Here is a 20,868-nt window from a genome sequence, read left to right as displayed (position 1 = left end):
CTCGGCCTTCCGCAAGGCGTTCGGCCCGGTCAAGCTCACCCCGCACGCCGAGGGCGTCGCCACGACCCTCGACTGGTACCGCCGCAACGCGGCCTGAACCCGTCACTCAGCCGAGATCGTCGAACAGCCGGGTGGCCGATCAGCCATGGTCGGCCGGGGCCGGACGGGGCAGACTCCTTCCAGAGTTCCGTACGCATGCGGAATCGATCTGACGTGAACCCAATCCTCGCTCATCCGTCCGACGGCTCGGGGAGGGGGAGTTCCGATGGGACGACGGACGCCGATGCTCCTGGCTCTGCTGGGCTGCGGCCAGGTCGCCCTGGCGCTGGGAATCTATGTCGGCTGGTGCGGCAGCTCCGGGGTCTTCCCGCTGCTGGTGACGGGGTACGTCGCGGGGGTGGCCCTTCTCGGTGCGGCTCTCGTCCTCCGCATCGGATCTGGTGTGGTGATGTCGATCGTGGTCCTTCTCGGTGTGGCCGCGATCGCCTTCGCCGTCGCCTTTGTGGCGGTTTTCGCCGCCTTCTCCCGCTGTTTCGTGTTCTGATTCCGGCGCCCTCCCGCAAGCTGTGCCTAACGGGTGGGCCGGAAAGGCGTGACATCCTTCCTGACCGATCCCGGTCGCCCGTCAGTAACGACAGCCGCGCCAAGGTATGACATATTGATCTCTGAGGCGGTTGGTGACTTGAGTGCAATATGAGGCGTTGCTAGGGTGACCGGTGCCAGGCATGTAGATCGACCTCTTCTCACGCCTTGCAGGCATCCGCTGACCAAGGCTCCCCAAGGGCGGATTTGTGCGCGCGCGGCATGGCGAGGGCCTTGCCCGCGAAGGGATGTACAGGCGGTGCTCGATGGATTTCGGTCGTTCTGATCGGTGGCGGCTGCCCACCGCGATCAAGATCTTGATCGCGGGCGGCTTCGGCGCGGGCAAGACCACGATGGTGACCGCCGTGTCCGAGACCCGGCCGCTGCGCACCGAGGAGATCCTCACCCAGATCGGCCAGCACATCGACGACCTGGCCGGCATCGAGGGCAAGCCGACCACCACCGTCGCCTTCGACTTCGGCCGCATCACGATCAGCGGCGACTACATGCTGTACCTGTTCGGCACCCCCGGGCAGGAGCGGTTCTGGTTCGTCTGGGACGACCTCAACATGGGGGCGCTGGGGGCCGTCGTGCTCGCCGACACGCGCCGCCTGGCTGACTGCTTCCCCGCCATCGACTACTTCGAGCAGCGCGACACGCCGTTCGTCGTGGCGCTCAACTGCTTCGACGGGGCGCGGACGTTCACGATCGGCGAGGTCCGCAAGGCCCTCAACCTGGAGCCGGACATCCCCGTCGTGCTGTGCGACGCCCGCCGCCGGGACTCCGGCCGCGAGGTGCTCATCACGCTCGTCGAGCACGCCATGCGCCGGGGCGCCACCCCGGTCGGGACCATGTCGTGACCTCGACGGGCTATTTTTGACCGATGGAGGAGATCGACCGCCGGATCGTCACGCTCCTGGCCAGCGACGGCCGGATGAGCTTCACCGACCTGGCCAGGGAGACCGGGCTCTCGGTCTCCGCCGTGCACCAGCGGGTGCGCCGCCTGGAGAAGCGCGGCGTCCTGCGCGGCTACACCGCCGTCATCGACCACGACGCCGTGGGCCTGCCGCTGACCGCGTTCGTGTCGATCAAGCCGATCGACCCCGCCGCCCCCGACGACGCGCCCGACCGGCTCGCGCATCTGACCGCCATCGAGGCGTGCCACAGCGTGGCGGGCGACGAGAGCTACATCCTCAAGGTGCGGGTGGCCTCGCCGGTGGCGCTGGAGGACCTGCTCCAGCAGATCCGCGCCGCCGCCAACGTCTCCACCCGCACCACGGTCGTCCTCAGTACGCCGTACGAGCACCGGGCCCCGGAGATCGCCCCGGAGGCCGCCTCCGGGCCCGCGGACCACTCGCCGGCCTGAGGAGGGTCAGGGCCTGACCGTCGCCCGGTCCACCGCGAACGGCAGGAACGGCGCCCGCGCCGCCTTCGCCGTCTCGGCACCGGAGGTCTGTCCGCACAAGGCCACGATGATGTGCTCGGCGAGCGCGTAGTCGATGGGGCTCGGCTCCAGCGTGCCGTCGTCGTTGACCCGCTGGTACTTCGTGCGGTTCACGCCGAACGAGAGCCGGCGGGCGCCGTCCTCGCGGATCAGCGACTGGGTCGCCATGCCGAAGACGCCCCCGTCGTGCCCCCAGAAGCGCCCGCACGGCAGGTCCAGGGCGTACAGGCCGAGCCCGTAGTCGATGCGCCCGCCGCCCGCCAGCACCGGCACGGTCGTCCGCATCTCCGCGAGCGCCCCGGCGCCGATCAGCTCGCCGCCCAGCAGCGCCCGGTAGAAGCGGTTGAGGTCGTCCATGGTCGACACCAGCGCCCCCGCGGTGCTCGCCCACGACATGTCGTACGTGCTGTAGTCGCGCGGCGGGTCGATCAGCCCGTACAGGGACTCGTACGCCTTGGAGGACGGCCACGGGAGCCGCGGCGTGGCCGGGAAGGAGGTGTCGCGCAGCCCCGCGCGGCGGATCACGTTCCGGGTGATGTACCGCTCGGCGTCGACGCCGGTCACCTTCTCCAGCAGCAGACCGGCGATGACGTAGTTGGTGTTGGAGTAGGAGCCCGGCAGGGCCCCCGGCTCGCCGGTCGGCCGGGCGGCCAGGCCGAGACCGACGAGCTCCTGGGGCGTGAACCGGCGGAACCGGTTGTCGTCGAGACTCGCAGGTGACCCCTGCGCCAGCGAGGGGAACGCGCCGACGATGTAGTCGCCGATGTGGCTGGTGTGGTTGAGCAGCATCCGCACGGTGATCTTCGTGCCTCGCTCGCCCGGGACGAGGCCCGGCAGGTAGCGGTCCACCGGCGCGTCCAGCTCGACGGCGCCCCGCTCGACCTGCTGGAGGATCGCCACCGAGGTGAACGACTTGGTGATGCTGCCCACCCGGTGGCGCATGCCGGGAAGCGCGGGGCGGCGGGTGACCATGTCGGCGACGCCCGAGGCGCCCCGCCACGTCCGGCCTCCGTCGGCCGCCTCCGAGTACAGGCCGTACATCCCGGCCTCGTGGACGGCGTCGAGGGTCCGCCGTAACGCCGCCCGGTCGAGACCTTCGGGCGAGGCGGTCGTGCCCGCCGAGGCGGGGGCGGGGGCCGTCAGCGCGGCTGTGGCGAGCAGCGTGCCCACGACCGCGGAGAGGATCGCCCGCCCGGCGCGGCGCGCCCCTGTGGCGCCGCTGACCCGCCGGAGGGATCCGGCCCGCCGAGGAGATCGAAGGGGAGATGAGGGAGAAGTCATGCCGTCATCATGATTGTCCCGGCCCGGCCGGGGCAGTCCGCTGTGTCATCGGTTCCGCATGACACGGGTCATGCCGGGCCGATGACACCCGCGAGGCGCTCAGAGACGCCCCGGGGCTCGTAGTGGGCGCGCAGGCGAAACCGGGCGGCCTCCGGCGCGCCGAGACGCTCCAGACCGTTCAGGGCCGCGCCCACGATCGGCGGCACCCCGGAGACGACGGCCTTGGCGTGCGGTGTCCTCGCCGCGAACCCCCCGTCGAGCAGCGCCGTCAGCAGCGGGTCGCGCGCCCGCAGGACCCCGCCGCCCAGCACCACCTCCGCCGGCGTCTCCAGCATGCCGAGACGGCGCAGGCACACCTCCGCCATCACCACCACCTCCTCGGCCTGCCGCTCCACCAGCGCCGTGGCCACGGCGTCGCCGGCCGAGGCGGCGGCCAGGACCCCGGGGGCCAGCTCGTGCAGCCGGGCCGCGTCCACCCGGCCGAAGTGGATCTCCAGCACCAGCTCACCGACCGTGCGCGCGCCGAACCCGTCCCGGACCACCTCCACCAGCGCCGTCGCCGGGCCGCGGCCGTCCTCCGCGCGGACGGCGTGCCACAGCGCCTCCTCTCCCAGGCCCAGGCCGCCGCCCCAGTCGCCGCTGATCCGGCCGAGCGCCGGGAAGCGCGCCACCTCGCCGGTGGGGGAGACGCCGACCGCGTTGATGCCGGCGCCGCACACCACCGCCACGCCCCACGGCGCCGACGTCCCGGCCCGCAGCAGCGCGAACGTGTCGTTGCGCACCACGACGTCCGGCCCGAACCCGCGGGCGGCGAGCTCGCGGGCCAGCGCCTCCTCCTCCACCGGCAGGTCCGCGCCCGCCAGGTAGGCCGCCACATGGTCGAACAGATCGCCGGACGCGACGCCCGGCCCACCCGGAGCGGGCGGCAGTTGCGCCACCGCCCGCCGGACGGCCCGTTCTATCTCGTCGACGGCCGCCGCCACCCCGGCGCTGTGCGGCACGAACGGCCCCGAGCGCGCCGTCGCCAGCACCTCGCCGTCCTCCGCCACCACCGCCACGTCGGTCTTGCTGTTGCCGCCGTCGACGGCCAGGAGAAGCCTGCGGCGGGTCACCGCCCCACCGTCCACGGCAGGTGGGCGCGGTTGGCCTCGAGCAGCAGCCCGGTCAGCTCCTCGGCGATCGCGTCCTGCCCCACCAGCGGATGGGCGAGCAGGGCGTCGCGCACCCGGTCCGCCCCGCCGTGCAGCGCCGCCTCCAGCGCCAGCGTCTCGTACGCCGACACGTGCGCGATCAGCCCCGCGTACAGCGGCTCCACGGGCCGCACCGGCAGCGGCACGGCCCCGGCGGCGGTCACGGCCGCGGGCACCTCGATGACCGCCTCCTCGGGCAGGAACGGCAGCGTCCCGCCGTTGCGAACGTTAACAATCTGGGCGGGCCCGTCGTCCCGGCCGCCGAGGAGGGCGGTGAGCAGGTCCACGGCCGCCTCCGAGTAGAAGGCGCCGCCGCGCTTGGCCAGCTCCTCCGGCTTGGTGACCACCGACGGGTCGGCGTACAGCTCCAGCAGCCGCGCCTCCACGGCGGCGACCTCCGCCGCGCGTGGCGGCGCGGTCCGCTGCTCCGCCACCACCTCGTCGTGCGCGTAGTAGTAGCGCAGGTAGTACGACGGGACGGCGCCCAGCCGCCGGATCAGCTCCGGCCGCAGCCCCGCCCCAGCGGCGATCTCCTCGGCGTGGCCCTCGATCAGCGACGGCAGCACGTCGGCCCCGTCGAGGTGGACGCCGCGCAGCCAGGTGAGGTGGTTGAGCCCGACGTGGTCGAGCGTGATGCGCGACGGCGGCACGCCGAGCGTCGCGGCGGCGCGCCGCTGGAGGCCGATCGCCACGTTGCACAGGCCGATGGCCCGGTGCCCGGCGTCGAGCAGCGCCCGGGTGACGATGCCGACGGGGTTGGTGAAGTCGACGATCCACGCCCCCGGCGCGTGCTCGCGCACCTTCCCGGCGATGTCCAGGACGAGCGGGACCGTGCGCAGCGCCTTGGCCAGGCCGCCCGCGCCGGTCGTCTCCTGGCCGACGCAGCCGCAGCGCAGCGGCAGCGTCTCGTCCACCTCGCGGGCGGCCTGGCCGCCGACCCGGAGCTGGAAGAGCACGGCGCTCGCCCCCGCGACGCCCTCCTCCACCGAGGAGGTGGCGAGCACCCGCGCCGGGTGCCCGGCGTGGGCCAGCATCCGCCGCGACACCCCCGACACCAGCTCCAGCCGCCTCTCATCGGGGTCGATGAGCGCGATCTCGGTGATGGGCAGCACGTCGCGCAGCCGCGCGAACCCGTCGATCAGCTCCGGCGTGTACGTCGAGCCGCCCCCGATCACGGCGAGTTTCAACCCTTGACTCCCGTCAGCGTCACGCCCTCGATGAAGACCCTCTGGGCGAAGAAGAACACGATGATGATCGGCGCCGTCACCAGGAGGGTGGCGGCCATGGTGAGGTTCCACTGCACGCTGTGGAACGCCTTGAAGGTGGCCAGGCCCAGCGACAGGGTCCAGCCCTGCTGCTCGACGCCCGCGTACAGCAGGGGCCCGTAGTAGTCGTTCCAGCAGTAGAAGAACTGGAACAGCGCGACGGCGGCGACGGCCGTGCGGGCCATCGGCAGGATGACCCTGAGCAGCGTGCGCAGGTCGGAGCAGCCGTCGACCCTGGCAGCGTCGGTGTACTCGCGCGGGATCGTCACGAGGAACTGGCGCAGCAGGAAGATGGAGAACGCGTCGCCCAGCAGCATCGGCAGGATGAGCGGCCACAGGGTGTCCGTCAGCCCGAGCCGGGCCCACACCAGGTAGAGCGGCACCGCGACGACCTGCGGCGGCAGCATCATCGCGACGATCACCAGCAGGAACGCCGCCTGCCGCCCCCGGAAGCGGAAGCGGGCCAGCGCGTAGGCGACGGGCACGGACGACACGACCGTGAACAGCGTGCCCAGGCCGGCGTAGAGCAGCGTGTTGAGCGTCCAGCGCAGCAGCTGCGACTTGGCGAACACGATCGCGAAGTTGTCCCAGTTCCACGACCGGGGCCACAGGTCACTGGTCAGCGCCTGCTCGTCGGTCATGACGGCGGTCAGCGCGAGGAAGACCACCGGCGCCAGGAACATCAGCGCGAGCACGATCGCCAGCGCGTGCTGGGCGATCCAGAGCAGCGTGCGCCTCCGGCGGGCCCCGTTCGCGGCCTTGCGCGAGCGGGGCGCGGCGGCGGGACGGGGCGGGACGGTGACGGCGGCGCTCACGCGGCTCCCTCCGTCCGCCGGAACTGCCACAGCAGGATCAGCGTGAACACCATCGACGTGGCGAACAGGACCAGCGCCAGCACGCAGGCGTATCCCATCTGGTAGTCGCGGAAGCCGGCCTGGAACAGCCATTGTGGCAGCGTCAGCAGCGACTCGTCGGGATAGCCGGGCGTGAACGTGCTGCCCGGCGAGTCGGTGGCGCCCGACGCCACCCGGGAGGCGATCATCGCCTGCGCGAAGTACTGGACGGCGTAGATGACGCCCGTCACCACCGAGAACATGAGCACCGGCGCGATCGACGGCAGCGTCACGCTGCGGAACTGCCGCCACGGGCCCGCCCCGTCGATCGCGGCCGCCTCGTACAGGTGCCTGGGCACGTCCAGCAGCGCCGCCATGAAGATCACCGCGATCTGGCCGCACCCCCACACCGACAGCAGCGTGAGGCTCGGCTTCGCCCAGGCGGGGTCGCCGAACCAGTCGGGCCCGGCGATCCCGAACAGGGCGAGGAACTGGTTCCACGGTCCGGTCGAAGGGTTCATGAGGAACACGAACGTGATCGTCCCGGCGGCCACCGGCACCAGTGACGGCAGGTAGAAGATGGTGCGGAAGATCCCGATGCCGGCCTTGAGCCGGACCACGAGCTGCGCCAGCCCCAGCGAGAACAGCGTCTGCACGGGCACCATCACGGCCACCAGCCACAGCGTGTTCCGGGCCGAGGTCAGCACCCGGGGGTCGCGCAGCAGGTAGCGGTAGTTGTCCAGCCCGGCCCACTCCAGCGTGAACAGGTCGTAGTGCTGGAAGGAGAAGTACGCCGTCGCCAGCAGCGGGTACACGAAGAAGATCGACACGCCGGCCAGCCACGGCGACAGCCACACGAGCGCGCGCAGGCCCTCGCGGCGCCGCCAGGGGGCCGGCCCCGGTGGGGTGGCCGGAGAGGTGAGGGACGCCACGCTCAGCTCCCCGACAGCTTCAGCTTGTCGTCGATCTGCTTGTCCACGGCCTTCAGCCCGGCGTCCAGGTCGGGCACCGCGCCCTTCTCCCACCTGGTGAGGAACGTGGCGAACGCCTCCTGGTTGAAGACGCTGTTGACGGCGCTCGGCAGCGTCGAGGTCTTCGGGTGGGCGAAGATGTCGAGGAACGTCTGGAAGTTGGCGTCCTTGGCCAGCTTCGGCGACTCCATGGCGGCCTTGGTCGTCGGCACGTTGCGCAGCGCGTTGGACAGCGTCACCAGCGAGTCGGTGTCGGTCGTCAGGTACTTGACCAGCTCCCACGCCTGCTGCGGGTGCTGGGCGCCCTTCGGCACGCCGATCACGGTGCCCGCGGTGAAGCCGCCGCCGTACAGGTCGGGCTTGGCGTCGGCGACCGGCACCGGGGCGGTGCCGTAGTCCATGGCCCTGGCCTTGGGATCGTTGGCGATCATCGCGTTGCGCCACTCGCCGTCGACGACCATGGCCACCTTGCCGGTGGAGAAGGGGTGCTCGGCGCCCCACTCGTCGCCCAGGCCCTTGCGGAACTTCTCCAGCTTGTCGTAGCCGTACCAGTCGACGAGCTCCTTCTGCCAGCGCAGCAGCTCCTTCCACGCCGGGTCGGAGCCGATGGCCGAGGTGCCGTCCTCGTTGAGCCACTTGGCGCCGACCATCGGGCCCAGGTGCGCGGGGGTGTTCTCGTAGTACTGGAAGCTCGGGATGAAACCGGCCACCTTGATGTCGCCGTTCGCGTCGCGGACCGTGAGCTTCTTGGCCAGCGCGGTCAGCTCCGACAGGGTCTTGGGCGGCGCGCTGCCCTTCATCAGGGCCTTGTTGTAGTAGAGGCCGTAGGCGTCGGCGAGCAGGGGCATCGTGCACCGCTTCCCGGCGAACTCGGTGTAGGCCCGCGCCACCTCGGGCAGCACGGTCAGGTCGATGCCGTCCTGCTCGATGACGGGCGTCAGGTCCTGGAACGATCCCGAGCGGCACCATTGGGCGACGTTGTCGGTGGTGAACGAGGCAGCCACGTCGGGGGCCTTGCCGCCCCGGATGGCCTGCGTGATCTGGTCGTCCTGGACGTTCTTGACGGTCTTGACGGTGATCTGGGGGAACTTCTTGTTGAACCCGGCGATGGCGTCCTCGAACGCCTTGACCTCGGGGCCGGTGGAGAAGCCGTGCCACAGGGTGAGCGTGGCCGCCGGGAGGGCCTGCGAGGCCGATCCCGAGGGCCGGGGACGGGCGCCGAGCGACGGGGCCGCCTCCTTGCCCGCGGTGCAGGCGGTCAGCGCCAGGGCCGTGAGCCCGGCGACCACCAGGGGGGAGAAGCGCACGGGGGGTGCCTCCTGATCGTGAGGGGACGGTGGATGCGGCCGCCGCTATCGCGGTGCGCCGCCGGACGCGGTCACCGTGGAGCCGAAGACCTCGTCACGGGCCATGTCGAGGGCGAGGTCGAGGGCGCCGGCCAGGACCGGGTTGCCCTCGACGGACGACAGCCGCAGCCGCGGCCGGGGGATGGTGAGGGCGTGCAGCTCGTGCTCGACCAGCTCGCGCAGCGTCTCGCCGCCGGCCAGCACCATGCCGCCGGTGAGCACGATCAGCCCGGGGTCGATGACGGAGGTGATCGCGGCCAGGCCCACCGCGAGGCGGGCGGCGATGTCACGCAGCCCGGCCCGCGCGTCCTCCGCCCGCCGGGCCGCCGCCTCCCCGGTGCTCTCCGTGGCGCTCTCCACGGTGTGCACCGCGTTGGCGACGGCCTGCCGGAAGTCGGCGCCGCGCACGCCGTACGAGCGCAGCAGCCGCAGTACGGCGGGGCCGCCGGTGAGCGCCTGGTAGCCGTGGTTGGCGTAGCGCCCGGCCTCGCGGGCCGTCGGCGCGCCGGGGGCGGGCATGTAGCCGACCTCGCCCGCGCCGCCCGTGGCGCCCCGGTGCATCCGCCCGCCGAGCACCACGGCCGCGCCGATGCCCTCGTCGGCCCACAGCAGCACGAAGTCGGAGTGGCCCCGCGCGGCGCCGTGCGCCTGCTCGGCCAGGGCGGCGAGGTTGACGTTGTTCTCCACGGCGACGGGCACGCCGAGCCCCTGCGACAGCGCCGGCACCAGGCCGGGGATCTGCCAGCCCGGCATGTCCTTGGCCGTGGCGTACCCCAGGCCGCCGGTGGACGGGTCGAGGGCCGCCTGCACACCGATCACGACCTGGCGCAGCCGGTCCGGCGGGCAAGCGCCCTCCAGCGCGGCGTTGAGCCGCTCGACCAGCTCCCCGCCGGGGCGGCGCGGCGTGGGCAGCGTGTGCTCGCCGACGACGTCGCCGGTGATGTCGGCCACGCGGGCCTCGATCCGGTCCGGGGTGACGTCCAGCGCGCCGACGTAGGCGGCCGCCGGGTTGATCCGGTAGAGCTCCGCCGTACGGCCGGGCAGGCCCTCCCGTACGCCGTCCAGCACCACCAGGCCGGCCTCCTGGAGGCGGGCCAGGAGCTGGGAGGCGGTCGGCTTGGACAGCCCGGTCAGGGTGCCGATCTCGGGGCGGGTGAGCGGCCCGCGGTCCAGCAGGGCCAGCAGGGCGGCGCGGTCGTTGATCGCCCGCAGCAGGCTCGGGGTCCCGGGCACCGGTCCGCTCACATGTGCTCCTTCACGCGGAGTTAGGAAACTTTCCTAACTTGATGCGAACGTAAGGAGTCGGTGGGGCCGTGGTCAAGAGCCGAAACCAAGCCGTGACCGTACCTGAGCGAGGGGATGACGCGGAAGGATGGGAGTGCCTCAACAGGCGTGCTAGTGTCGTCGTTTGTCGTAACAACAAGCAGAATGGCCCGGAGTGTCCCATTAACAACAATAATGGTCTGGCGACAACTCGTCAAACGGAGCTCGCCAGGGAGCAGGAGTACGTCGCCCGCCTCTACGAGCGGCTCGACACGCTGCGCGACCGCACCCAGCGCCAGTTGAAGGAGGTGCTGGCCACGGGTGCCGTGGGAACGATGCAGAACCGCTCCGAACGCGACACCTTCGCCGAGATGTACGCCTCCAGGCTGGCCCGGCTGTGGGCGGTCGAGCGGGGCCTGGTCTTCGGCCGCCTCGACCACACCGAGGAGGGCCGCCTCTACATCGGCAAGCTCGGCATGACCGACGACGAGCAGGAGCGCCTGCTCATCGACTGGCGCGCCCCCGTCGCCCAGCCGTTCTACCGCGCCACGCCGGCCGCGCCCATGGGCGTCACCCGCCGCCGGCACCTGCAGACCCGGGGTCGCGTCGTGGTCGGCGTCGACGACGACCTGCTCGACCTCGACGCGCTCAGCGACGACGACCGCGCCACGCTCAACGGCGAGGCCGCGCTGCTGGCCGCCCTCGACGAGCAGCGCACCGGCCGCATGCGCGACATCGTCGCCACCATCCAGGCCGAGCAGGACCGCGTCATCCGCTCCGACCTCAACGGCGTCCTCGTCGTGCAGGGCGGTCCCGGGACCGGCAAGACCGTCGTCGCCCTGCACCGCGCCGCCTACCTCCTCTACACCCACCGCGAGCGGCTGGAGCGCCGGGGCGTCCTCGTCCTCGGCCCCAACCCGACGTTCCTGCGCTACATCGAGCAGGTCCTGCCCTCCCTGGGCGAGAACGACGTGCTGCTGTCCACTGTCGGCGAGCTCTACCCCGGCCTGACCGCCACCGCCCGCGACCGGCCCGAGGTCGCCGCGCTCAAGGGCGACGCGCGGATGGCCGACGTCGTCGCGCGCGCCGTGCGCGACCGGCAGCGGGTGCCGCGCAAGCCGGTCGAGCTGGACCTCGGCCGCCACACCCTCACGATCGACCGGGCCATGCTGGAGGCGGCGCGCAACAAGGCCACCCGCTCGCGCCGCCCCCACAACCAGGCCCGCACCGTCTTCGTCCGCTCGCTGCTCAACGCCCTGGCCCGGCAGGCCGCCCGCAAGCTCGGCCGGGGCCTCATCGAGGAGGACGAGCTGGCCGACCTGCGTGAGGAGCTGCGCACCGAGCCCGCGGTCAAGTCCGCGCTCAACCGGCTCTGGCCGTACCTCACCCCGCAGCGCCTGCTGCTCGGCCTGTACGGCTCCCCGGAGCGGCTCGGGCACGCCGGCGCGTCGCTCACCCCCGCCGAGCGGGCGCTGCTGCGCCGCGACGCCGGCGCGCCCTGGACCGAGTCGGACGTGCCGCTGCTGGACGAGGCCGCCGAGCTGCTCGGCGAGATCGACGAGCAGGTGCTGCGCGCCACCGCGCTCCAGGCCGAGGAGGAGCTGGCCGCGGCCCGCCAGGCGGAGGAGCACGAGCGCGAGGCCGAGCTGGCCTACGCGCGCGAGGTGCTGGAGCTGACCGGCCTGTCCGACGTCATGGAGGCCGAACGGCTCGCCGAGCGGCAGCGCGGCCAGGGCCCATACCTCACCACCGCCGAGCGCGCCGCCGCCGACCGCACCTGGGCCTACGGCCACGTCATCGTGGACGAGGCGCAGGAGCTGTCGCCGATGGCCTGGCGGGCCGTCATGCGGCGCGTCCCCACCCGCTCGATGACCATCGTCGGCGATGTGGCGCAGACCGGCTCCGCGGCCGGCGCCCGTGCCTGGGGCGAGATGCTCGACCCGTACGTGGCGGGGCGGTGGCGGCAGGAGCGGCTCACCGTCAACTACCGCACCCCCGTGGAGCTCATGGCGGTCGCCGCCCGCGTGCTCGCCGCCATCGACCCGTCGCTGGAGCCGCCCGCCTCGGTGCGGGAGACCGGGGCGCGGCCGTGGGCGGAGCCGCTGACGGCGCTGCCCGAGCTGGTCAAGGCGGAGGCCGGCGAGGGCGGCAAGGTCGCCGTCGTGGCGCCGGACGCGCTGCTCGACGAGCTCGGGGAGGCGGTCTCCCGGGTCGTGGACGGCACCGTGGTGGTGCCGCCCGGGTCCGGGCGGAGCGGGGGAGCGGCGGCCCTCGACGCCCCCGTGGCGGTCATGGGCGTCGCCGAGGCCAAGGGCCTGGAGTTCGACGCGGTGATCGTGGCCGAGCCCGGCCGGATCGTCTCCCAGTCGCCGCGTGGGATGAACGACCTGTACGTCGCCCTGACCCGCGCCACGCGGCGGCTCGGGGTCGTCCACGGGGACCCGCTGCCGGAGCCGCTGACCGGCCTCCCACCCAGGGGACATCTACCGACAAACGGTCTTTAGGGTGGTTGGGGGCGGCAGGCCAAGCATGTCCTACCTGCGAAAACTTGATGTTCCCGCTGATCGGGACACGGTTGACATCTGAGGTGGAGTCGGTAGTTTGCTGCGCAGTCCAGCACGGGACTTGGCCGGTTGGCCGTCTCTGACATCGTCGGATCCTGCGTCCGTGACGGAGCGTGACTCCGTCCACACAGCCAGGTGCAGGGCCGTCGGTCCGTCGAGTCGGGGCACCCCAGCCGGGCGGGGGGTTGGACCCGGGACGGGCCCGGTAGCCCAGTAGACAACGGAATTCCGCGCTCGCCGCCGACGAGACGGGTCCGGTCCGAAGGGTTTCCGGGCCCTCTTCCCGCTCTCGTGCGCAGGATCGCCATCAGCGCCGGGTGGTCCCACGGCTCCGTCTGACCGGGGATCACCCAGCCGCTCCCAGCCTCACCACCGCGATCCGCCCCCCGCCCGCCCGTCGCCGTGCCTGGGGTGTCCCCGGGACGTTCCCCCTGCCCGGGACCCCTATTCTCGGAGGAGGTCGCGCCTCGCGACCGCAGGGCCGCCCGGGAGCGGTACCGTTTCGGCAGGAACGCGTTTTCGCCCGCGGGCACACGGGCGGCTCCGCGGGGGACCTCCCGCGGGGGAAGGGGAGCAGGCGCAGTGGTGCAGGACAGGACGGGCCTACCGCCCACCGGCGGCGAGTCCGCACGCCTCCGCCCCGCCGCCACGGCCCCGGCCCCGGCCCCCGAAGGGCTCTCACGCCCGCCCGCCGACGGCGAAGGCCCTCCACAGCCGGAGGGCGCCGCGCAGGCCGCGCAGAGCGTCGTGAAGGCCGCCGGGGGTACCGCGGCGAAGGCCCCCGAGAGCGCTGCGGCGAAGGCCGCTGAGGGCGCTGCGGCGGGTGGCCTGAAGGGCCGTGAGCCGGCGCTTCTGGTGTCGGCCCGGGCGATCGCCGCCGCGGCCGGCGGGGCGCTGCTGTTCCTGGCCTTCCCGCCGCTCGGCTGGTGGCCCGCCGCGCCGCTCGGCATCGCCCTCGTCGTCGCCTCCCTGTACGGCACCCGCCCCCGCCGCGCCGCCTGGCTCGGCTACCTGGCCGCCGTCGTCTTCCTGGTGCCCGCCCTCGCCTGGGTGCGGACCATCGGCGACGACGTGTGGGTCATGCTGGTGGCCGTCGAGAGCCTCTTCTACGCCGCGATGGCGGCCCTGGCCTCGCCGGTGTTCCGGCTGCGGCTGTGGCCGCTGTGGTTCGCCGGGCTGTGGGTGGCCATGGAGTGGGCCCGGGGCCTGGTGCCCATCGGCGGCTTCCCGTGGGCTCGCCTGGCCTTCAGCCAGGGTGAGTCGCTCTACACCGAGTACGCGGCGCTCGGCGGCGCCCCGCTCGTGTCGTTCGCCGTCACCCTGTCCGGCGCCCTGCTCGCCCACGCCCTGCTCGCCTTCCTGCCGCTCGCCCGGGTCCCGTCCCCCGCCCATCTCGGGGGAGTTCGTCTCGCGGGAGCTCGTCTCGCGGGAGCTCGTCTCGCGGGAGCTCGTCTCGCGGGTGCCGGCGGGCGGGTGCGCGGCGCGGCCGGCGCGGCCCGGCGGCTGGCGCCCGTCCTGCTCGCCGTGGCGGTGCCCGCGCTCACCTTCGCCGTCCCGCGCCCCGGCGACGAGGGCCGCACGGTCAACATCGGCATCGTGCAGGGCAACGTGCCCGGCCGCGGCATGTACGCCCTGGGCGACGAGCCGGCCGTCGTGCTGAAGAACCACTCCGCCGAGACCGAGCGCCTGGCCGCCGCGGTGGAAGCGGGCACGCTGCCCCGCCCCGACCTGGTCGTCCTGCCGGAGAACTCCACCGACATCGACCCGTACCGTGACACGTTCGCCCGCGAGACCATCGACGCCTCCGTCAAGGCCGTCGGCGTGCCCACCCTGGTCGGCGCGGTCGTCGCGATCGGCGACGACCGCCGCGCCACCCGCAGCCTCGTGTGGGACCCGGTCACCGGGCCCGGCGCCTACTACGACAAGCAACACCTGGTGCCCTTCGGGGAGTACACCCCGTTCAAGGACATCGTGCTCGCGCTGTGGGAGCGGGCGAGCCTGGTCGGCCGGCAGTCCGTGGCGGGCGCCAAGCCGGGCGACCTGAAGATGGGGCCCGTGACGATCGGCGCGGTCAACTGCTACGAGGTGGCCTACGACGGCACCGTCCGCGGCACCGTGCGCACCGGGGCGAGCCCGATCGTGGTGCAGACCAACAACGCCACCTACGCCCTGTCCAACCTGCCGCCGCAGCAGCTCGCCATGTCCCAGATCCGGGCGGTGGAGCACAACCGGGCGGTCGTCACGGCCGCCACCACGGGGATCTCCGCGTACGTCACGCCTGACGGTAAGGTCTCGTGGCGGACCCGCGAGCTCGTCGCGGACATGACCGTGGTGAGGGTGCCCGTGCGCACCCAGGAGACGATCGCCACCCGGGTCGGCGCGCTGCCCGAGTGGGCGCTGGCGCTGATGGGCGTGGCGGCCGCCGGCGTGGCCGTGTGGCGCGGCAGGCGGCAAGGCGACCGGACGGGGAGAGGCTGATCATGGAGACTCTTGGCCGAGTGCTCATCATCGTGCCGACCTACAACGAGCGCGGCAACCTCCCGACGATCGTCGAGCGGGTGCGGGCGGCGCTGCCGGAGGCCCACCTGCTGGTGGCCGACGACAACAGCCCCGACGGCACCGGCGAGGTGGCCGACGAGCTCGCCGCCGGCGACGACCACATCCACGTCCTGCACCGCCCCGGCAAGGAAGGGCTCGGCGCCGCCTACATCGAGGCGTTCCGCTGGGGCCTCGACGAGGGCTTCAACGTGCTGGTCGAGATGGACGCCGACGGCTCCCACCAGCCCGAGGAGCTGCCCAAGCTGCTGGAGGCGCTGGCCGACGGCGCCGACCTGGCCATCGGCTCGCGCTATGTGCCCGGCGGCAGGGTCGTCAACTGGCCCGCCTCCCGCCAGCTGCTGTCCCGCGGCGCCAACATCTACACCCGGATCATGCTGGGCCTGGCGGTCCGCGACGCGACCGCGGGCTTCCGGGCGTACCGGGCCGAGACCCTGGAGAAGGTGGGCCTGGCCGACGTCGAGTCGCAGGGCTACTGCTTCCAGGTGGACCTCACCCTGCGCACCGCCCGCCACGGGCTGCGGGTGGTCGAGGTGCCGATCACCTTCGTCGAGCGGACCGTCGGCACCAGCAAGATGAGCCGGCGCGTCATGACCGAGTCGTTCTGGCGCATCGCCGTGTGGGGGTTCGCCGGCCTGCCTTCGCGTTTCGGCAGGAGACGTGGCTGATCGCGGAACGCACCGGCTCCGCCGGTCGTTGTTCGTGATGTACGCGCGCGCTGAATCGAGGAAACGATGCGCCTCCTGCTGTTCCTGGCCTTCCTGCTCGTCCCCGTGCTGGAGATCTGGCTGCTCATCCAGGTCGGCTCCGTCATCGGCGGCTGGCCGACCGTGGCCCTGCTCATCGCCGACAGCCTGCTCGGGGCCTGGCTGGTGCGCCGTGAGGGCAGGCGCGCCTGGCGGGCCCTGCAGGAGGCGCTGCAGGCCGGGCGCATGCCCGAGCACGAGCTGGCCGACGGCGCGCTGATCCTGGCCGGTGGCGTGCTGCTGCTGACGCCGGGCTTCTTCACCGACATCGCCGGGTTCCTGTGCGTGCTGCCGTTCACCCGGCCGTTGATGCGCCGCCTGGGGGCGTGGTTCTTCGACCGCCGGGTCAAGCGGATGGCCGCCGCGTCGCCGTACGCGCAGCTGTTCTCGCAGACGTTCCCGGACGGGCCCGACGCCGGAACGGGCCGGGCCCCCGCGGGCGGCAAGGTCGTCCACGGCGAGGTGCTGCGCGAGGACCGCGAGCCGTAGCCCGTCCCGGCTGCAAGCGATTGCACAGAATCGGTGGCCGGGCAGGCCGGTACGGCGCCATCCATGAGATCCACCTGGGGCCTGCAACAAAACTGCACAGCCTTCCGCATTGACGCGGCCCGCAAACGGTTGCATAAAGGCATCAAGGCCGGCCGAGCTGACGCACGAGCACCACACCTGGTAAGGAGCCCGTTCATGGAAGCGGGCTCCTAGGTCACGGCTTGCCAGCGGAGGCCCACAGTGCGGATGAACGCAGCGCGACTGAACGCAGCCCGACTGAACGCAGCACGGACGAACGCGGAACGGACGAACGCGGAACGCGACGGCACAGGACGCGACAGGAGAGCTCGCACGGCCCGTTCACTGCTCGCCGTCCTCGTGGCGGCCGTCGCCGCCACGCTGCTGGCGGCCCTGGGGCTCCCCGCGATCACCAGCGCGTCGGCCGCCACCCTGTTCGCCGACGACTTCGAGGACGGCGACGCGGCCGGCTGGACGAAGTCCGGCGGGAGCTGGTCGGTGGTGGCCGACGGCTCGCGCGCCTACCGGCAGTCCGGCACCGGCGCGGACGCCCGGGCCATCGCCGGGTCCTCGTGGACGGGCCAGTCGGTGCAGGCGCGGGTGCGGCCCCTCACGTTCAACGGATCCGGCCGGCACGTCGCGGTGCTGGCCAGGGCGCAGAGCACCAGCGCGTACTACTTCCTCGGGATCGGCGAGACCGGCGCGGTGATCCTCGGCAGGCGCAGCGGCGGCACACCGGTGACCCTCGCCTCGGCCCCGGCCGGGATCGTGACGGGCACCTGGCACACACTCCGGCTGGAGGCGTTCGGCACGACGCTGCGCGGCTTCCTCGACGGGGCGGAGGTCGTCTCCGCGACTGACGCCACCTACGCCTCCGGCCGGGCCGGCCTGGCCGGCTCGTACGCGAGCGCCTCGTTCGACGACGTGCTCGTGACCGACGTGGGCGGCCCGACCGAGCCGCCGGTCACCCCGACCGTCACGCCGCCGCCCTCCGGCACCTGCACCAGTCCCGGCTCGCCCGCCGGGTTCGCCTCGGTGGACGCATGGGGCCAGAGCGGCACCAGCGGAGGCGCGGGCGGCCCGACCGTCGAGGTCGACACCGCGAGCGAGCTGATCGCCGCCATCGGGCGGAGCGGGCCCCTTACGGTGTGCGTGCGCGGCGTGATCACGGTGCCGGCCGGCATGTACGACGTCGCCTCGGACAAGACGATCGTGGGCGTCGGCTCGGCGTCGGGCATCAGCGGCGGCGGCCTCAACATCGGCCTGCCCGTCGACGACGCCGTCACCTCACCGCCCGCGAACGCCGTGCACAACGTGATCGTCCGCAACCTGACCTTCCGCGGCGCCAGCGACGACTCGATCAACGTGCAGATGTTCTCCCACCACGTGTGGCTCGACCACAACGACCTGTGCTGCGGCTACGACGGCCTGATCGACATCAAGCGCGGCTCTTCGTACGTCACCGTGTCCTGGAACCACGTCCACCAGCACACCAAGACCATGCTGCTCGGCCACGACGACTCCAACGGCGCGCAGGACGCCGGCCGGCTGAAGGTCACCTACCACCACAACTGGTTCGACCGGACGCCGCAGCGCAACCCGCGGGTCCGCTTCGGCGAGCCGGTGCACGTCTACAACAACTACTACTTCTACAACACCGACGTCGGCGTGGCCTGCCAGGCGAACGCCGGATGCCTGGTCGAGGGCAACTCCTTCGAGCGGGTCGAGGAGCCGGTCAGCAACAGCTACGCCGGTCCGTCGGGCAGGTGCGTCGCCCGCGACAACGTGTTCGTCGACTCCGGCGCGCCCGACTGCGGCGGGACCGTGCAGGAGGCCAGGTCGTACTACGCCTACACCCTCGACGACCCCGCCTCGGTGAAGGCGATCGTCACCGCCGGGGCGGGCGTCGGCAAGATCGGCACCTGACCGCACAGTCCGGGCGCCTCACACCTCTCCACGGCGCCCGGCCGCGCAGTCCGGGCGTCCCGCACCCCTCCAGGGCGCCCGGCCGCGAGCCCCGGCGCGCCCGCACCCCCACGCCCCGGGCGCTCCGGCACACCGGCACCCTCCGTCAGAAAGCAGAGCGATCATGCCCCCCGGAACCGCTCGCCCCACACCGCCCGGCACCGCCGAGCCCGCTCCCGGCACGAGAAGGCGCCGCCTCCGGCCCGAGGCGGCCGTCCCGCTCATCGCCTTCATGGCCCTGCTCACCGCCACCGTCCTCGTCTCCGCCACCACCGCACCGCCCGCCGTGGCGGCGGCCCCCGCCCGGGCCGCCGAGCCCGCGAACGGGTTCGCCTCCGTCGACGCCCTGGGCCGGAACGGCACGACCGGTGGCGCCGGCGGCCCCACCCTCACCGTCGGCACGACCCAGGACTTCCTCGACGCCATCGCCCGCCCCGGCCCATACGTGATCCAGGTACGCGGCCGCATCACCCTGCCCACCGGCACGACCGACGGCATGCACGCCGTCACCTCGGACAAGACCATCATCGGCCTCGGCGCCGACGCCGCCCTCGTCGGAGGCGGCCTGACCATCGGCCTGCCGGTCGACGACCGCGTGACGGCCCCGCCCGCGAACGCCGTCCACAACATCATCATCCGTAACCTGACGATCACCGGCGCCACCGACGACCTGATCAACGTCCAGATGTTCAGCCACCACATCTGGATCGACCACAACGACCTGTCCGACGGCGACGACGGGGCCGTCGACATCAAGCGCGGCTCCGACTTCGTCACCGTGTCGTGGAACAGGTTCCACGACCACGACAAGACCCTGCTGCTCGGCCACGACGAGACCGCCGGGCCGCAGGACATCGGCCGGCTGCGGGTCACCTACCACCACAACTACTTCGACGGCTCCGACCAGCGCCATCCCAGGGTGCGCTTCTCCGCGCTGGTCCACGTCTACAACAACTACTACCGGGGCAACAGCTACGGGATCGCCTCCACCTACGACGCCGCCGTCCTGGCCGAGGGCAACTACTTCACCCAGGTCAACAACCCCGGCCGGGTGGAGTTCAGCGGCGACCTCGGGCGGCTCGTCGAGCGGGACAACATCCTCGTCGCCTGCCACCACCCCATCGAGACGCGCGGCACCGTGACCGAGCCGCGCACCTATTACCCCTACACCGCCGACCCGGCCGTCAGCGTGCCCACCGTCGTACCGGCCGGCGCCGGCGTCGGCAAGATCTGAGGAGTGCCATGTCCGTCGTGTCCGCCCTGCACGGCCTCGCCACGAGGCCCCCCGCTACGAGGCCCCCCGCTACGAGACCCCCTGCTACAAGGCCCCACGGTACGGGCGCCAGGCCGTGGGGGCGGCTGCTCGCCGCGGCGACCCTGGCCGTCGCGCTGACCTCCGCGCCCCTGCCCGCCGAATCCGCCGCGGCCTTCCCCGCCGTCGTCTCCGCCGCGGCGGCTCGGGCGGCCGACGCGCCGATCGGGTTCGCCTCCGTCAACGCCCTCGGCCAGAACGGCACCACCGGCGGCGCCGGCGGCCCCTCCGTCACCATCACCACGGCCGCGCAGCTCAAGGACTACGCCGGCCGCGCGGGCCCGTACACGTTGTGGATCTCCGGCCGCGTCCGGACCAGCGGCATGATCACCGTCGTCGCGAACAAGAGCATCCTCGGCGTCGGCGCGACGGCGGAGATCACCGGCGGCGGCCTCCAACTCGGCTCCACGACCCGCCCCGGCAACAACGTGATCATCCGCAACCTCCGGTTCACCGCCGCGGACGACGACTCCATCAGCGTCACCAACAAGGCCCACCACGTGTGGATCGACCACAACGACCTGTCGGACGGCTACGACGGCCTGCTCGACATCAAGCGGGAGTCGGACTTCGTCACGGTCTCATGGAACAGGTTCCACGACCACAGCAAGACGATGCTGCTCGGCCACTCCGACACCTACACCGCCGACATCGGCAAGCTGCGGGTCACCTACCACCACAACTTCTTCGACGGCACCGACCAGCGCCACCCCCGGGTGCGCTTCGCCGAGCCGGTCCACGTGTTCAACAACTACTACCGGAACAACGCCCTGTACGGCGTGGCCTCGACGGAGAACGCGGGCGTCCTGGTGGAGGGCAACTACTTCCAGAACGTCGCCCATCCCATCCACGTCGGGTACGACAAGAGCGCTCCGGGACGGGTGGTCGAGCGCCGCAACGTGTACGCCGGCTCGGGCGCGCCGGAGACGGCCGGCACGGTCGTGGAGCCGTCCACGTACTACCCGTACACGCTGGACGACCCCGCGAAGATCCCGTCGATCGTCGAGGCGGGCGTGGGGGTCGGCAAACTCGGCTTCTGAGGC

Annotated in this window: 17 protein-coding genes; 10 read left to right on the top strand and 7 right to left on the bottom strand. The window is 72.6% G+C overall.

Annotated features, from left to right (window positions below):
* Window positions 1-265 precede the first annotated feature (265 nt).
* From AB0H64_RS39510 to AB0H64_RS39500, 3 genes are all read left to right on the top strand, one after another.
* Window positions 266-544, top strand: a complete 279-nt coding sequence (locus AB0H64_RS39510) for a hypothetical protein (RefSeq protein ID WP_357635487.1) — start codon at window positions 266-268, stop codon at window positions 542-544.
* A gap of 304 nt (window positions 545-848) precedes the next feature.
* Entirely contained in the window at window positions 849-1,442 is a 594-nt protein-coding gene (locus tag AB0H64_RS39505; RefSeq protein WP_357635484.1) for an ATP/GTP-binding protein, read from the top strand.
* Window positions 1,443-1,465: 23 nt separating this feature from the next.
* Window positions 1,466-1,948 carry an Lrp/AsnC family transcriptional regulator gene (locus AB0H64_RS39500; RefSeq protein WP_357635482.1) on the top strand — a complete coding sequence of 161 codons (483 nt, stop codon included), beginning with the start codon at window positions 1,466-1,468 and terminating at the stop codon, window positions 1,946-1,948.
* A gap of 6 nt (window positions 1,949-1,954) precedes the next feature.
* Here AB0H64_RS39500 and AB0H64_RS39495 read toward each other — a convergent pair whose 3' ends face one another.
* From AB0H64_RS39495 to AB0H64_RS39465, 7 genes are all read right to left on the bottom strand, one after another.
* Window positions 1,955-3,307 carry a serine hydrolase domain-containing protein gene (locus AB0H64_RS39495; RefSeq protein ID WP_357635479.1) on the bottom strand — a complete coding sequence of 451 codons (1,353 nt, stop codon included), beginning with the start codon at window positions 3,305-3,307 and terminating at the stop codon, window positions 1,955-1,957.
* Window positions 3,308-3,375: 68 nt separating this feature from the next.
* A complete protein-coding gene (locus tag AB0H64_RS39490) occupies window positions 3,376-4,419 on the bottom strand; it encodes a BadF/BadG/BcrA/BcrD ATPase family protein (protein WP_357635477.1) in 1,044 nt (347 codons plus the stop codon).
* Window positions 4,416-5,684 carry a 6-phospho-beta-glucosidase gene (locus tag AB0H64_RS39485; RefSeq protein ID WP_357635473.1) on the bottom strand — a complete coding sequence of 423 codons (1,269 nt, stop codon included), beginning with the start codon at window positions 5,682-5,684 and terminating at the stop codon, window positions 4,416-4,418. Before AB0H64_RS39485 ends, AB0H64_RS39490 begins: the two co-directional genes overlap by 4 nt.
* Window positions 5,681-6,577, bottom strand: coding sequence for a carbohydrate ABC transporter permease (locus AB0H64_RS39480; RefSeq protein WP_357635470.1), 897 nt, complete (start codon window positions 6,575-6,577; stop codon window positions 5,681-5,683). Before AB0H64_RS39480 ends, AB0H64_RS39485 begins: the two co-directional genes overlap by 4 nt.
* Complete coding sequence (locus tag AB0H64_RS39475) at window positions 6,574-7,527, bottom strand: sugar ABC transporter permease (protein WP_357635467.1); 954 nt, start codon at window positions 7,525-7,527, stop codon at window positions 6,574-6,576. The genes AB0H64_RS39480 and AB0H64_RS39475 overlap by 4 nt, the downstream gene beginning before the upstream one ends.
* 2 nt (window positions 7,528-7,529) lie before the next feature.
* Window positions 7,530-8,873: an ABC transporter substrate-binding protein gene (locus AB0H64_RS39470; protein ID WP_357635464.1), complete on the bottom strand. Its 1,344-nt coding sequence runs from the start codon at window positions 8,871-8,873 to the stop codon at window positions 7,530-7,532.
* Window positions 8,874-8,918: 45 nt separating this feature from the next.
* Window positions 8,919-10,157 carry an ROK family transcriptional regulator gene (locus AB0H64_RS39465; RefSeq protein ID WP_357635461.1) on the bottom strand — a complete coding sequence of 413 codons (1,239 nt, stop codon included), beginning with the start codon at window positions 10,155-10,157 and terminating at the stop codon, window positions 8,919-8,921.
* A gap of 326 nt (window positions 10,158-10,483) precedes the next feature.
* Between AB0H64_RS39465 and AB0H64_RS39460 the strand changes: the two genes are divergently transcribed.
* The 7 genes from AB0H64_RS39460 (at window position 10,484) to AB0H64_RS39430 (ending at window position 20,865) form a co-directional block, all read left to right on the top strand.
* A complete protein-coding gene (locus tag AB0H64_RS39460; protein ID WP_357635490.1) occupies window positions 10,484-12,679 on the top strand; it encodes an ATP-binding domain-containing protein in 2,196 nt (731 codons plus the stop codon).
* A gap of 645 nt (window positions 12,680-13,324) precedes the next feature.
* Window positions 13,325-15,217 (top strand): apolipoprotein N-acyltransferase, encoded by a 1,893-nt coding sequence (gene lnt / locus AB0H64_RS39455; RefSeq protein WP_357635458.1) that lies wholly within the window; start codon window positions 13,325-13,327, stop codon window positions 15,215-15,217.
* A 2-nt stretch (window positions 15,218-15,219) separates the two neighbouring features.
* Window positions 15,220-15,963 carry a polyprenol monophosphomannose synthase gene (locus AB0H64_RS39450; protein ID WP_357635455.1) on the top strand — a complete coding sequence of 248 codons (744 nt, stop codon included), beginning with the start codon at window positions 15,220-15,222 and terminating at the stop codon, window positions 15,961-15,963.
* A 66-nt stretch (window positions 15,964-16,029) separates the two neighbouring features.
* On the top strand, window positions 16,030-16,530 hold the full coding sequence (locus AB0H64_RS39445) for an FxsA family protein (RefSeq protein ID WP_357635452.1): 501 nt from the start codon (window positions 16,030-16,032) through the stop codon (window positions 16,528-16,530).
* A 378-nt stretch (window positions 16,531-16,908) separates the two neighbouring features.
* Window positions 16,909-18,474, top strand: coding sequence for a pectate lyase (locus tag AB0H64_RS39440; protein WP_357635450.1), 1,566 nt, complete (start codon window positions 16,909-16,911; stop codon window positions 18,472-18,474).
* 163 nt (window positions 18,475-18,637) lie between these two features.
* The gene (locus AB0H64_RS39435) at window positions 18,638-19,747 is read left to right on the top strand and encodes a pectate lyase (RefSeq protein WP_357635447.1); all 1,110 of its coding nucleotides are present in this window, start codon (window positions 18,638-18,640) and stop codon (window positions 19,745-19,747) included.
* Window positions 19,748-19,755: 8 nt separating this feature from the next.
* Window positions 19,756-20,865: a pectate lyase gene (locus AB0H64_RS39430; protein WP_357635444.1), complete on the top strand. Its 1,110-nt coding sequence runs from the start codon at window positions 19,756-19,758 to the stop codon at window positions 20,863-20,865.
* The last annotated feature ends 3 nt before the right edge of the window (window positions 20,866-20,868 follow it).

Origin of the sequence: Nonomuraea sp. NPDC050733 (genome assembly GCF_040654215.1) — a bacterium.
GTDB lineage: Bacteria > Actinomycetota > Actinomycetes > Streptosporangiales > Streptosporangiaceae > Nonomuraea.
Note: the sequence above shows the minus strand (reverse complement) of the source record. Positions and strands in the feature narration are given on the sequence as shown.